General features: G+C 61.8%; 14 protein-coding genes. 5 read left to right on the forward strand and 9 right to left on the reverse strand.

Annotation, left to right across the window (positions count from 1 at the left end; genetic code table 11):
* Positions 1 to 463 precede the first annotated feature (463 nt).
* The 3 genes from ACGHC0_RS24035 to ACGHC0_RS24045 all read left to right on the forward strand — a co-directional run bounded on the left by ACGHC0_RS24035 (position 464) and on the right by ACGHC0_RS24045 (position 2,190).
* Positions 464 to 1,189: a TerC family protein gene (locus ACGHC0_RS24035; RefSeq protein ID WP_368353306.1), complete on the forward strand. Its 726-nt coding sequence runs from the start codon at positions 464 to 466 to the stop codon at positions 1,187 to 1,189.
* Positions 1,190 to 1,269: 80 nt separating this feature from the next.
* Entirely contained in the window at positions 1,270 to 1,749 is a 480-nt protein-coding gene (locus ACGHC0_RS24040; RefSeq protein WP_368353307.1) for a hypothetical protein, read from the forward strand.
* 84 nt (positions 1,750 to 1,833) lie between these two features.
* Entirely contained in the window at positions 1,834 to 2,190 is a 357-nt protein-coding gene (locus tag ACGHC0_RS24045) for a phage holin family protein (RefSeq protein WP_013596954.1), read from the forward strand.
* On the opposite strand, the gene ACGHC0_RS24050 is transcribed toward ACGHC0_RS24045, so the two are convergent.
* A complete protein-coding gene (locus ACGHC0_RS24050) occupies positions 2,158 to 3,822 on the reverse strand; it encodes a M48 family metalloprotease (protein WP_415266977.1) in 1,665 nt (554 codons plus the stop codon). The two genes, ACGHC0_RS24045 and ACGHC0_RS24050, sit on opposite strands and share 33 nt — an antisense overlap.
* A gap of 122 nt (positions 3,823 to 3,944) precedes the next feature.
* Between ACGHC0_RS24050 and moaC the strand changes: the two genes are divergently transcribed.
* Positions 3,945 to 4,439 (forward strand): cyclic pyranopterin monophosphate synthase MoaC, encoded by a 495-nt coding sequence (gene moaC, locus ACGHC0_RS24055; protein WP_415266978.1) that lies wholly within the window; start codon positions 3,945 to 3,947, stop codon positions 4,437 to 4,439.
* Positions 4,440 to 4,664: 225 nt separating this feature from the next.
* On the opposite strand, the gene ACGHC0_RS24060 is transcribed toward moaC, so the two are convergent.
* The 8 genes from ACGHC0_RS24060 to sucC form a co-directional block, all read right to left on the reverse strand.
* Complete coding sequence (locus tag ACGHC0_RS24060) at positions 4,665 to 5,423, reverse strand: pilus assembly protein (RefSeq protein ID WP_415266979.1); 759 nt, start codon at positions 5,421 to 5,423, stop codon at positions 4,665 to 4,667.
* A gap of 3 nt (positions 5,424 to 5,426) precedes the next feature.
* Positions 5,427 to 7,091, reverse strand: coding sequence for an O-antigen ligase family protein (locus ACGHC0_RS24065; protein WP_415266980.1), 1,665 nt, complete (start codon positions 7,089 to 7,091; stop codon positions 5,427 to 5,429).
* Positions 7,092 to 7,146: 55 nt separating this feature from the next.
* Entirely contained in the window at positions 7,147 to 7,668 is a 522-nt protein-coding gene (locus tag ACGHC0_RS24070) for a pilin (RefSeq protein ID WP_415266981.1), read from the reverse strand.
* Between the two features lie 202 nt (positions 7,669 to 7,870).
* On the reverse strand, positions 7,871 to 8,524 hold the full coding sequence (locus tag ACGHC0_RS24075; RefSeq protein ID WP_368353315.1) for an FHA domain-containing protein: 654 nt from the start codon (positions 8,522 to 8,524) through the stop codon (positions 7,871 to 7,873).
* A 95-nt stretch (positions 8,525 to 8,619) separates the two neighbouring features.
* Positions 8,620 to 9,429, reverse strand: coding sequence for a Stp1/IreP family PP2C-type Ser/Thr phosphatase (locus tag ACGHC0_RS24080; protein WP_415266982.1), 810 nt, complete (start codon positions 9,427 to 9,429; stop codon positions 8,620 to 8,622).
* A 193-nt stretch (positions 9,430 to 9,622) separates the two neighbouring features.
* On the reverse strand, positions 9,623 to 10,309 hold the full coding sequence (locus tag ACGHC0_RS24085; RefSeq protein WP_415266983.1) for a TerC family protein: 687 nt from the start codon (positions 10,307 to 10,309) through the stop codon (positions 9,623 to 9,625).
* A gap of 167 nt (positions 10,310 to 10,476) precedes the next feature.
* Complete coding sequence (gene sucD / locus ACGHC0_RS24090) at positions 10,477 to 11,373, reverse strand: succinate--CoA ligase subunit alpha (protein ID WP_011797684.1); 897 nt, start codon at positions 11,371 to 11,373, stop codon at positions 10,477 to 10,479.
* Positions 11,374 to 11,388: 15 nt separating this feature from the next.
* Positions 11,389 to 12,549 carry an ADP-forming succinate--CoA ligase subunit beta gene (gene sucC, locus ACGHC0_RS24095; RefSeq protein WP_368353318.1) on the reverse strand — a complete coding sequence of 387 codons (1,161 nt, stop codon included), beginning with the start codon at positions 12,547 to 12,549 and terminating at the stop codon, positions 11,389 to 11,391.
* 170 nt (positions 12,550 to 12,719) lie between these two features.
* Here sucC and argC point away from each other — a divergent pair, with 170 nt between their 5' ends.
* Positions 12,720 to 13,652, forward strand: a complete 933-nt coding sequence (gene argC, locus ACGHC0_RS24100) for an N-acetyl-gamma-glutamyl-phosphate reductase (protein WP_415266984.1) — start codon at positions 12,720 to 12,722, stop codon at positions 13,650 to 13,652.
* Position 13,653 lies beyond the last annotated feature (1 nt).

The following is a 13,653-nucleotide window of genomic DNA, read 5'->3' on the forward strand; positions in this document are numbered from 1 at the left end:
GTTCACCCCAATGCTCATGAAAACATAGCAGACAGATCAATGCCATCCGGTGTCTGCGGCAACTTCCGCTCAAGGCACGCGGCCAGTGGACCGCACATCCGCCTTGCCGCGTTGCGCAGGGCTGTGTTCCAATGCAGGCTTCGAGGGGGAGTAGCTCCCGGTCCCGGCGCGAAGGCACGTCCCGAGCCGCCGGCACTGTCGGTCATGTCGTCAATACGAAGCCGCGAGGCTTCCGGCATTTCCGGGTCCTGGCGGAGCCGCGCGGCGCGCCGACCGAGCAAGACCTTTGAAAGGCCCGTCCACGGGCCGTTCAAGGCCATGCACTCCCCGGCATGGGCGCCCACCGCGGCGCACAGCCCTCCAGCTTCCTTGACGGCCCCGGAGCGGGCCTGAACGTCTGTGGAATCGCCGGCACCGCCCACAGGTGCCGCGCGGCCTATCGCCAAATGACAACGAGGAACCTATGGAATTTTTGACATCGCCCGAGTTCTGGGTCGCGCTGGGGCAGATCATCATCATCGACATCCTGCTGGGTGGCGACAACGCGGTGGTGATCGCCCTGGCCTGCCGCAAGCTGCCGCCCGCGCAGCGCACCAAGGGCATCATCTGGGGCACCGCCGGCGCCATCGTGCTGCGCGTCATCCTCATCGCCTTCGCGATGACGCTGCTGAACCTGCCGTTCCTGAAATTCGTCGGCGCCATCCTGCTGGTGTGGATCGGCATCAAGCTGCTGGCTCCCGACGAGGACGGCCACGGCGACGTGGCCGGCAGCGACAAGCTCTTCGCAGCCATCAAGACCATCATCGTCGCCGACCTGGTGATGAGCGTGGACAACGTGATCGCCATCGCCGGCGCCGCCCAGAACGCGGGCGACCATTCGCTGCTGCTGGTGGTGCTGGGCCTGCTGATCTCGATCCCCATCATCGTCTGGGGCAGCCAGCTGGTCATCAAGCTCATGGAGCGCTTCCCGTTCATCATCGTGGCCGGCGGCATGCTGCTCGGCTGGATCGCCGGGGGCATGCTGGTCACCGACCCGGCCCTGGCCAATCCCGACCGCTGGCAGTGGATGCTCAAGCTGCCGCAAAGCGACATCGTGAAGTATGGTGCCAGCGTGGCCGGCGCCCTGCTCGTGCTGATCGTGGGCAAGGCGATTGCCTCGCGCCGCACGGTGGCCGTCTCCCACGGCTGATTCACCTTGGGGCCCGGTGAACTCCGGGCCCGCCAGCGACTCGACCCTTCCGTCACCAACGCCCCCCACAGGAGAGCCCCATGGACAAAGTCATCGTGTACGTGGACGACGCAGCCTACGCGCAGCAGATCCTCGCCCCCCTGGCCGCCCGCGCCCATGCGCCCGGCACCCACTGGGTGGTCGTGGCCTGCGCCCCGCGCATGACCCACCGCATCAGCAAGTGGGTCAGCCACAGCGCCCGCGAGAACTGGCGCGCCAAGTGGGCCGACAAGCTGTTCGCCCAGGTCCTGCCCTGGCTGCAGGCCGGCGGCGCCACCATCACCACCGTGCTGGCCAAGGGCCCGCTGCCGGAACTCGCGACCGAACTGCAGGCCGAACACGGCAGCGCACAGATCGTCGATGCCCGCCGCCCCAAGCAGGACGCCCCCGCACCCCAGCCCGCCGCCGCACCGGCCGCCCAACCCCTCGTGGTGCGCAAGCCCGTGCCCCGGCGCTGGGCCCTTCCGGGCACGCTGGCCAGCCTGGGAGCGCTGTTCCTGCTGTTCGCCGAGCAGCCCTGAGCCCCGGCGGGCGCCAGGGCGCGCCATCGCCCGCCGGCACGCTTCAGCGCCCGGGGCAGCACCTGGGTGCTATCCTCCTGCGCCATGAAACTCCTCCTGAAATGGCTGCTCAGCGCCGCCGCGCTGCTGTGCGTGACCTACCTCTACGGCGGTGTCGAGGTGCGCAGCTTCGGCTCCGCGATGGTCGCGGCCTTCGTCATCGGGCTGTTCAACGTGGTGCTGCGGCCCGTGCTCGTGGTGCTCACCCTGCCGGTGACCATCGTGACGCTCGGCCTCTTCCTCTTCGTCATCAACGCGCTGATGTTCTGGGCGGCAGCGTCCGTGCTGGGCGACAGCTTCCAGGTGCACGGTTTCGGCGCGGCGCTCATCGGCTCGCTCATCTACACCGTGCTGGGCATGCTCATCGAATCAGCGCTCGGCGGCCTGTTCCTTAAGAAGTGATTCGGTCGCGCGCAGGCGCGTCTCGATGATCGAGGCCTCGATGTACTCCGCGGCATCCCCGCCGCGGCTCCCGGTCTTGCGCGCCATGTCCTGGCCGGCCTTGAAGCGGTCCACCGCCGCCGCATAGTCGTACCGCGCCACGTGCGCCTCCGCCTCCGCCCGCACCGCCCGCAGCGGCTGGCCCTGCTGCTGCCACACCGCGGCGAGCAAGTACCACACCGATGCATCGCGCGGATGGTTCGTCACCCAGGTCTGCAACGTGCCCGTCATGGGCGTCGCACGGGTCTGCCGCAGCAGCGCCTGCGTGCGCAGGATCATCTCGGGGCGACCTGCCCCGCCGGAAGCCGATGCGGATGCCCCCCGGCCCGGGCTGGTCACGGATTCCAGCGTCAGCGCCTCTCCGCTTCCGGACGCCGCCGCCCCTGCCTGCGGGCCGGCGGCGGGAATGAGGGCCAGTTGATCCAGCGCCGCGTCCGCCTGCCCTGCGGCCAGTTCGATTTCCGCGCCCAGCAGATGGGCCTGGCGCGTGCCCGCGGCATCGCCCCGCGCGGCCTCCAATAGCGACCGCTGCGCGGCCCGCGCCGCCGCCATGTCCTGCAACTGCAGCGCACTCAACGAAGCCGCATACCAGGCGCCCACCCGCCGCGGCAGCGGCTGCGCGCCGAACCCACCCGCCTGCGGCTCGTTCACCCACTGCCGCCACACATCGATGCCGGGCCGTGACAGCACCCGCGCCCGGGCGGCCATCATGGCGTGCTCCAGCGTCGGGCCGGGCGCGGGCGACCGGGCCACGGCCGGGGGAATGCGCGCATGCAAATCTGCGATCCGCTGCGTGGTGAGCGGATGGCTGCGCAGATAGGGCCAGCTGCCGTTGTCGTTGATGCGGTTGGCTTGCTGCAGCTTGTCGAACATCGACACGAAACCCTGCGGCGCGAAGCCTGCGGGGGCCATCAGGCCATAGCCCACACGATCGGCTTCCCGCTCCATGTCGCGCGAGAAATTGAGCTGGTTCTGCACGGCCAGAGCCTGCCCGCCGACCAGCATGGCCTGCCCCGCGCTCGGGTTCTTCGTGGCGGCCAGCATGCCCAGCACCATCGCCCCCAGCATCAGCGGCCCCTGCCGGCTCTGTTGCGTGATCAGCCGGGAAATGTGACGCTGCGTGACGTGGCTCAGCTCGTGCGCCATCACCGAAGCCAGTTCGTCACGCGTGGACACCACGCCGATCAGGCCCAGGTGCATCCCGAAATAGCCGCCCGGCAGGGCAAAGGCGTTCACCGTCCGGTCCCGCCCCAGCAGGATCTCCCAGGCGAAGCGCTCGTCCAGTTCGGGCGGCAGTTCGCCCCGCTCGCGCGCCGCCTTCACCAGCGGAAGGAAGATGCCCAGCACGTACTCGTTGAGCACCGCATCGTCGATGTAGTCCGGATCGCGGTAGAGCTCGCGGATGATCCGGTCGCCCAGGCGCCGCTCCTGGCTGGTCGTCATGTCGGAACCGTCGCCGAGCGTGGGCAGGGCGCCTTGGGCCCAGCCCGGCAGCGGCAGGATGCACTGCGTTGCGGCGATGGCCCAGGCTACCGCCGAGCGACGCAGGACAGCAACTGCCGGAAAACCTCGCGATGCGGGTGTGGAACCCATGGGGGCAAACCTCCTTGTGATAGCCCCGTGGCAGGGGCGTTTGGATGCACGCATGGATCGTATGATGCCCCGGCGCGCCGAAGGTGCCACCCCGTTACCTATTCCCGCAAGGGCCTCTTCCGATGACCAACCGTTCGTCCCACCTCACCCATTTCGATGCTGGCGGCCAGGCCCACATGGTGGACGTGGGCGACAAGCCCAATACCCGGCGCATTGCCATCGCGGGCGGGCACATCGCCATGCAACCCTCTACCCTGGCGCTCATCGCCTCCGGCACGGCCGGCAAAGGGGACGTGCTGGGCATTGCCCGCATCGCCGGCATCCAGGCCGCGAAGAAGACCAGCGACCTGATTCCCCTGTGCCACCCGCTCGCGCTCACGCGGGTGGCGGTGGATTTTCAGCTCGATGCCGATGCCTCATGTGTGCGCTGCACTGTGACCGTGGAAACCGTCGGGCCCACTGGTGTGGAAATGGAGGCCCTGACGGCCGTGCAGGTGGCGTTGCTCACGATCTACGACATGTGCAAGGCTGTGGATCGGGGGATGGTGATGGAGGATGTGCGGGTAGTGGAGAAGCACGGGGGGAAGAGTGGGAGTTTTTTATCAAATCAACGGTAAGATTATTCAACGGGGTTTTCTAACAATTTTCACCACGCCAATTTTCATCATTTATCGCTAGGCTGCATATCTTTGCAGGGTTTTATTGGGAATTCAAATCACCCACAGCACCTATATGTGTTCGAATTGCCTTCAATGGGCAACCTAAGGCTTCACACAAAGAAAGCCATTACCATGACATTGCCCATCAAACGGGAAAAATTAATTTCACCAAAATCACATAAATCAAAATGAATCCAAATCCAAATAGCCTATGGGCTGCCCTGTTTGAGCATTTAAAAATACTGTCCACGCAATATTTTTTCTTCCCTGGATAGGCAAATATTTGATTCTTCCAACGTCCATACCCTCTCGCACAGCAGCATCAAATATCTCTTCCTTTCTATCCGGAAATCGATTGAGAAGTTCCTTCAATGATTTTGCTTCTTTCAAAATCTCCGGCAACCCTTGCGAGTAAGAGATCCATAGTCTTGTCTGGGCCGAAACGGCAACTCCATCCAGCGCCTGCATAGTGAAATTAAAACTTTCAAGACTATTCAACGGACGCAACGCAAGCCACGTGACCCCCATCCTAGGTATCGCCACTATATCCTTAGGTGCCAGCGGAATTAATTCCTCAGGAATATCATTAGCGTGGATTACCCTGAAACGATCGTATTCGAAGACCACGTGTATGGGGCGGGCCTCGTATGCAGAGAGCATTCCGTATGCAAGTGCGCAAACCTGAAGGCATGCAACGACTGAGAAATCCAATAATTTTTCTCTTCTATCTTTCCTTGGATTGAATAGAACAAAAGTAAGCAATGGCCCCAACACTATGTCCACAACGACCAGCAACAAAAATAACCCAGCCCCTCCAGAAATAAAAACATAAGGAAAAGGGTAAAGAAATATAACCACGGCGGCAGACATTACTCCGCCGACCACGATCGAGATCATCAAATGAACAAAAAAAGCTCGGATTTTTGAAATGTATAAAATCATAACTCATTTTTCATCACTTTGAAAACATATCTTTTCTAAATTCAATCCGGTAGAAATATTAACTGATATAACAAGATTTTTATAACTACCAGTATCATAAAAAGATTGAAAAGCAGCTAAAGCACGACAGGCAGATTTTTGTTGTCCGGATTTGAAAAGACTCAGCACTAGTCGTCTGTGCGTAGCTCTGCTGGGATAACGCCAAGAAGTATAAATAGCCTCTCTGACGGTCTCATCCGTTTCTGGCCCTATGTGTGTAAGGGTATTGAACAACGCATGTACATCTTGGCCGAACCCGAAGATTTCCTCGGGCGGATTAATTATTTCTTCTTTCCGAAATTTTCGGTCATCAGCCAACGCCATGCGCATCGGCTCTTCGTATGACAATTGAATTCTTGTCAATGCAAACCCAGATGTAGCAAGCAACATCAGCAGAATCAGCAATGCGCCACGAGGAACCTTCAAACTTCTGCATCCAAATCCACCAGAAATAAAACCAATGATTATTCCCAACGGAATCAAAAAATATGAATATTCATAAGGGAACTCTAGCATTGAATGCAAAATCAATGGGGCCAGCATGGCCAACGGATAAAGCACATCTGATCGAAAGCTTTTTCTTAGATTCCAAAACCACTTAGCGCTCATTGCAAGCAGAATCATGGCAGATGGAATTCCAAACCATAAAGCTACATCAAATAAAATATTATGCGCAGATGCAGTCGCACTTGCCCCGAAAAGAGGAGCAATAGTGTCTTGTGCGCGGCCAACTTGAAGCCACCCATATCCGCTCCAAGGCTGCTGCAACAAAGCTTCAGCAAGCTGACGCCATAATATGATTCTCGAAGAACTACTGAAATCGGTAGCATCCCTGCTCGCTGCGACACCTACAAATGTTGCGAAACTAGGCCAGAGGAAACGGGCACAGAACCACAGCCCGACTATCAACGTAAAATAGAGCCACGGAGTTCTATTTTTATTTGAATATGATATCTCGGCAGTCCAGATAGCAAAAATCAAAATCACCGCGAGAAATCCAGTTCGAGACTCAGAACTAAGCACCCCAAAGCAGAGGAATAGTGTGCCACATAGAAAAATCCACTTTTTAAGCTTTCCGAGAAAAAGCAAATAGCCAAGTGATGCAATACCCATCGCCAACAAAGTAGCGTAATGATTTGGTTGCGCAAAATTCGCGTAGGCTCGTCCATCAGACTCAACCATCCAGAGCAGCAATGGTAGGCGCAACCACTGAAATGTTCCGACAATTCCACTAACAACTGCTCCTGCAGTCACCGTCCATAAAAAACCAGTCAATCCTTCAGGATGGTCGCAACACCCAGGAAGACTCTTTCTTGCAGCATCAATTCCTACGACCCCAGAAACAATCCATATTCCACCATATAACAAACCGTAACCAAAGTCCGAATTAAAGAGCAAATCTCCATTTAATCTTTGAAATACCAAAAGGGTTATCATCAACGCGGCAGGGGCTGCAATTGCATAGGGGACAGAAATCTCTCTTTTTTTTATCAAGACATTCAGAGCTAAAAAAAAAGCCCCAGTTGCCGAAATGATCTCGCCATGAAAGGATATCCATGGTTCATAGTGATTGGGGGCGAGCCAACCATTAAGCAAAAGAAAAAAACCGGCAAACGATACTATAGACATAGCAATAAAAAAACCTCCCCTAAGGGAGGTTTCAATGATCAGCGATCTGACTAAATCACGACTTGCAAGAGCCGGGGAGGAACTTGTTGATCGTAGAGGAAGCCAATTGGGTGCCTGCGGCATCACCACCACCGCAAGACCACTCAGAAATTTGCTTGCCTTGATCGTTGCTGGCGGTGCCAACCACGATCGCAGTGCCAGAGATTTTGGGAATCATCACGACATATTTGCCGTCAATGTTAGCATCGTTAAAGTTGCGTGCCTTTGCAGAAATCACGCCGTTGGCAGTGGTTTCGATAGAGGCAACATACTTAGTAGGACCAGATGCAGCATTTCCGCCAACGTTGGCTTCACAGCCCCAACCATTGGCCGTGCCGAGCTTGTCGGACGCCATGCTTTGAACCTGCTCGGTGATAGTGGTGCGGCACTGCGAAGCGGCCAAGACCACTTCCGACATCTTCGCCTTTTTCGTGTAGTCCTGATAAGCCGGCAGGGCCACGGCAGCCAAAATACCAATGATCGCCACGACGATCATCAGTTCGATCAAGGTAAAACCTTGCTGAACGGTACGCTTCATAAATCTCTCCCGGAGGAACAGTTGCAATGTCAACCTGCCGAAGGATTTCGCAGGCTATCTCCTTCAAAGCAGGTTGCATGCCAACAGGGCCTGACCCTTCGCCCCTCCGGCAATGTCTTCGCCTGTGTCCAAGGTGACAATTTCGTCACCCATCTCTGTCAGCAACCGTTGCAGGCACTACGAGACGTACTGACCTCGCCCATCACCGCTGCCGGAACTCCATCTCCGTCCCCGCGAGCCCCAGGCGGTCGCCATCCTTGAGCAGCACCGGCTCGGCAGTGATCGGCTGGCCGTTGAGGCGCGGAGGCTCGGCGCCTTCCACATGGGCCAGGACGAAGCCGTGGTGGCGCTTGGTGATGGAGGCCACGGCCACGCCGGGCTTGCCGATGGTGGTGACGACCTTGACCAGGTCCACCTCGCGGCCGGTGGCGGCGCCGGACATGACGCGGATGGCGGCATTCAGCGGCACGCTGGCCGGGGGCGGCAGCGGGGCGGGCCGCGATGCGGGCACGCGCGGGGGCAGCATGCCGGGGGAGAAGACCATGGTCTTTTCGTAGTTCTCGCCCGCGCCATCACCCAGGAAACGGATCTTGTACTTGCCCACCTCGACCAGGTCGCCGTTGCGCAATGGCTGGCGCTTGACGGGCTGGCCGTTCACATAGGTGCCGTTGGTGCTGCCGATGTCTTCGATCTCCACCGCGTCGCCGGCCATGTGGAGCACGGCGTGCTCGCCGCTGACGGCCAGGTTGTCGATGACGATGTCGTTATAGGGGCGGCGCCCCAGCGTCGTACGCTCCTTGGCGAGCGCCACTTCCTTGATGACCACTCCGTCGATCGACACGATCATTTTGGGCATGAACCGTTCCTCGTCTGTCTGTCTGGGCTAGCTGGCTGGTAGGTGACTGCGCTGGTGTCCGGTCCACGCCGCGCGGGTGGCGGCGAACCGGTATCTCAATCGGTACGTAGCAACAATCGTGACACCAGGCCGCGCTTCTTCTCGCCGGCGCCGGCCCGTACCAGCAGGACGCTGATATTGTCGCGCCCGCCGCGCTCGTTGGCGGCCTCGATCATGCGCGCCGCCCGTTCGGCCAGCGGGTCGGAGGACGCGGCCAGGGCAAGCAGTTCCTCGTCGTCGAGCATGTCCGTGAGCCCGTCGGAGCACAGGATGAAGAGGTCGTCGGGCCGCACCTGGAATTCGTTGACCTCCAGTGCCGCCGTGGATTCGACGCCCATCGCCCGGGTCACGAGGTTGCGAAACCCCGACAGTGCGGCCTCCTCGGGCGTGAGCAGCCCGGCGTCGATCTGCTCCTGCAGCCAGGAATGGTCCCGGGTGATCTGCTGCAGATCGCCGTCGCGCAGGCGGTAGCAGCGCGAGTCGCCGATGTGCCCGAGCACGAGCCGGTCGTCCCGGAAGGCGGCGACCACGACGGTGGTGCCCATGCCGGCGTATTGCGCGTTGGAATGCGACGCGTCGTAGATGGCACGGTTGGCGGAATCCACGCAGGCTTCCATGGCCTGCCGCAGGTCCGCGAGGGAGGCATCGCGTCCGGCGCCGGCCAGCCATTCGGCCATGCCCTGCCGGATCAGTTCGGTGGCCATGCGGCTGGCGACCTCGCCCGCGTTGTAGCCGCCCATGCCGTCGGCCAGCACGGCCACCTGGCCGGCCACATCGACCGTCACGGCATCTTCGTTGTTGGAGCGGACGCGCCCCTGGTCGGTGAGGGCGCAGAACTCGTACGCCAGCGGGGACGATGCACTCATGCCCGGACCACCTCCGGGATGGCCGGCAGCGGGCACGCGCGCCCCTGGCGGCTGGAGCGCACCGGCACCGGCGTCATCCCTTGCGTTGCGGACATATGCATTTCCCCATATCTTTTCCCTATGTACTCCGTGCCGCATCATAGACGAGGCACCGGGGCCGGGAGCGGGCCGGGTCACCCGCCGGGGGCCGGGGTCAGGCGGTGGCGCCGCGCTGGGAACGCAGTTGCATGAACTTGCCCACGCCGACCACAAAGGCCGCGCCCAGGGCGGCGGCGACGTAGTGGAGCGACGGGTGCGCCTCGGCGAAGTCGTGCAGGGAGGCATCGCTGGCAATGGTTTCGCCGCCAACCCAGCCGATCAGGCCCGCGCCCAGCAGCACGATGATGGGGAAGCGCTCCATGAGCTTGATCATGAGGGTGCTGCCGAAGATCACGAGCGGGATGCTGATGGCCAGGCCCAGGATGAGCAGGACCATGTTGCCGTGGGCCGCTGCCGCCACGGCGATGACGTTGTCCAGGCTCATCACCAGGTCGGCGATGAGGATGGTGCGCACCGCCGCCATGAGGCCCGCGTTGGCGCCGCTGGACTCTTCTTCGTCATCGCCGTCGGTCATGAGCTGCAGGCCGATCCACAGCAGCAGGCAGCCGCCGATGATCTGCAGGAAGGACAGCTCGAGCAGCTTGGCGGCCACCACGGTGAGCGCGATCCGCAGCACCACGGCGGCGCCGGAACCCCAGAAAATGGCCTGCTTCTGCTGGTGCGGCGGCAGCGAACGGGCCGCCAGGGCGATGACGACGGCGTTGTCGCCCGAGAGGATGATGTTGATCCAGACGATCTTCACCAGGCCGATCCAGAAGTCGGCGGAATTCAGGAATTCCATTGCGTGTGCTCCACTGTTATGAATGCAAGAAGCGCCCGAAACATGCGTTTCGGGCGCTTCTTTTTTGGGAACTTTCAGTGTAACGGCGAAGCCACGCACTGGCGTGCGTAGTTTTGCTTAGCGCCGGCCCGGTCCGCCGCCCTTCCGGGCAGCGGAACCCGGAGCCATCACTTCAGCTGGGCCTTGAGCAGCTTGCCCAGTTCGGACGGGTTGCGCGTCACGACGAAGCCGCACTCTTCCATGATGGCGAGCTTGGCATCGGCCGTGTCGGCGCCGCCGGAGATCAGCGCGCCGGCGTGGCCCATGCGCTTGCCGGGAGGGGCGGTGACGCCGGCGATGAAGCCGACGATCGGCTTCTTCATGTTGGCCTTGCACCATTGGGCGGCTTCGGCTTCGTCCGGACCGCCGATTTCACCGATCATGATGACGGCGTCGGTGTCGGGATCGTCGTTGAAGGCCTTCATCACGTCGATGTGCTTGAGGCCGTTGATCGGGTCGCCGCCGATGCCCACGGCGCTCGACTGGCCCAGGCCGACTTCGGTCAGCATGGCCACGGCTTCATAGGTCAGCGTGCCGGAGCGCGAGACCACGCCGATGCGGCCCTTGCGGTGGATATGGCCGGGCATGATGCCGATCTTGATCTCGTCTGGCGTGATCAGGCCGGGGCAGTTGGGGCCCAGCAGCAGCGTCTTCTTGCCGCCGGCGGCTTCCTTGGCCTTCATCTTGTTGCGCACTTCGAGCATGTCGCGCACCGGAATGCCTTCGGTGATGCAGATGGCCATGTCCAGGTCGGCCTCGACGGCTTCCCAGATGGCGGCCGCGGCGCCTGCGGGGGGAACGTAGATCACCGACACGGTGGCGCCGGTCTGCTGGGCGGCTTCCTTGACGCTGCCGTAGATCGGGATGTTGAAGATCGATTCGCCGGCCTTCTTCGGGTTCACGCCGGCCACGAAGCAGTTCTTGCCGTTCGCGTATTCCTGGCACTTCTCGGTGTGGAACTGGCCCGTCTTGCCCGTGATGCCTTGGGTGATGACCTTGGTGTCTTTGTTGATGTAGATCGACATGAATGTTCTCCGGGCTTACTTGACGGCGGCAACGATCTTCGTCGCGGCTTCGGCCATGGTGTCTGCGGCGATGATGGGCAGGCCGGATTCGGCCAGCATCTTCTTGCCCAGCTCTTCGTTGGTGCCCTTCATGCGCACGACCAGCGGCACGTTCAGGTTCACGGCCTTGCAGGCGGTGATGACGCCGGTGGCGATGGTGTCGCACTTCATGATGCCGCCGAAGATGTTGACCAGGATGCCTTCGACCTTGGGGTTCTTCAGCATGATCTTGAAGGCTTCGGTGACCTTCTCGGGGGTGGCGCCGCCGCCCACGTCCAGGAAGTTGGCCGGCTCGCCGCCGAACAGCTTGATGGTGTCCATGGTGGCCATGGCCAGACCCGCGCCGTTCACCAGGCAGCCGATGTTGCCGTCCAGGCTGATGTAGGCCAGGTCAAACTTGGAGGCTTCCACTTCGGCCGGATCTTCCTCGTCCAGGTCGCGCAGGGCCACGATCTCGGGGTGGCGGAACAGGGCGTTGGCGTCGAAGTTGAACTTGGCGTCCAGGGCCATCAGGTCGCCCTTGGAGTCGCAGTTCAGGGGGTTGATCTCCACCAGGGACGCGTCGGTGTCCATGTAGCACTTGTAGAGCTTGGCGAAGATGTCCAGCGCCTGGTCCACGGACTTGCCGGACAGGCCGATGGCTTCGGCGACCTTGCGGCCCTGCTCGGGCGTGATGCCGGTCAGCGGGTCGATCATCTCGGTGACGATCTTGTCGGGCGTGGAGTGGGCCACTTCCTCGATGTCCATGCCGCCTTCGCTGGAGGCGATCAGGGCGACCTTCTGCGTGGCGCGGTCGGTGACCAGCGAGACGTAGAGTTCGTTCTTGATGTCGGCGCCGTCCTCGATGTAGAGGCGGCGGACCTTCTGGCCTTCGGGGCCGGTCTGGTGCGTCTTGAGCTGCATGCCCAGGATGTCGCCGGCGAGCTTCTTCACGTCGTCGATGGTCTTGGCAACCTTGACGCCGCCGCCCTTGCCACGGCCGCCGGCGTGGATCTGGGCCTTGACCACCCACACGGGGCCGCCGAGCTTCTGGGCGGCTTCCACGGCTTCCTGCACCGTGAACGCGGGAATGCCGCGGGGAACGGGCACACCGAAACTGCGCAAGATTTCCTTGCCTTGGTATTCGTGAATCTTCATGAGGTCTCTCTCAGGGGAAGGATGGTGGTAACCCGTCTGCCATGACCGGATGTCTGGCCGCGGGCGGGTGACATGGCAGCCGGCGACTGTATCATGCTGCGACGCACCATCCCCTGCGGCAGTCACGTACCCTGCTGGCTTTCCGCGCCTTCCCTTTCCAGGAGACCTCCATGGCCAAGATCTTCATCGACGGCGAAGCCGGCACCACGGGATTGCAGATCCGCGGGCGCCTGCAGGACATGCCGCAGGTGGAGCTGGTGAGCATCGCGCCGGAACTGCGCAAGGATCCCGCGGCCAAGCGGGACCTGATCGCCGGCGTGGACCTCGTGGTGCTGTGCCTGCACGACGATGCGGCGCGCGAGACCGTGGCGCTGGTGGATTCCATCGAGGCTGCCACCGGCCGCACGATCAAGGTGATCGACGCCAGCACGGCCCACCGCACGGCGCCCGGCTGGGTCTTCGGCTTTCCCGAGCTGGCGCAGGGGCAGCGCGACGCCGTGGCGGGCGCCACGCGCGTGGCCAATCCCGGCTGCTATGCGACCGGCGCCATCGCGTTGCTGCGCCCCCTGGTGGATGCCGGCCTGGTGCCGGCCGACTTCCCCGTGGCGCTGCCGTCGGTCAGCGGCTACACCGGCGGCGGGCGCACCATGATCGAGGCCTACGAAAAGGGCGATGCCGCGCCGTTCGAACTCTATGCGCTGGGCCTGTCGCACAAGCACCTGCCCGAGATCATGAAGTACACCGGCCTCACGCGCCGGCCGATCTTCGTGCCGTCGGTGGGGAACTTTGCGCAGGGCATGCTGGTGCAGCTGCCCCTGCACCTGGACCTGCTGCCGGGCGCACCCAAGGGAGCCGACCTGCACGAGGCGCTGGCCGCGCACTACGCCCGCAGCAATACGCCGGAACAGTGGGTGCGGGTCGTGCCGCCATCCGAGGACGGCAAGCTCGAACCGATGGCACTCAACGACACCAATGCGCTGGAGATCCGCGTCTTCGCGAACGAAACGCACCGCCATGCCGTGCTCGTGGCCCGGCTGGACAACCTCGGCAAGGGCGCCAGCGGCGCCGCGGTGCAAAACCTGCGGCTGATGCTGGATCTCTAAG

This window comes from Acidovorax sacchari, from assembly GCF_042847045.1.
GTDB lineage: Bacteria > Pseudomonadota > Gammaproteobacteria > Burkholderiales > Burkholderiaceae_C > Paracidovorax > Paracidovorax sacchari.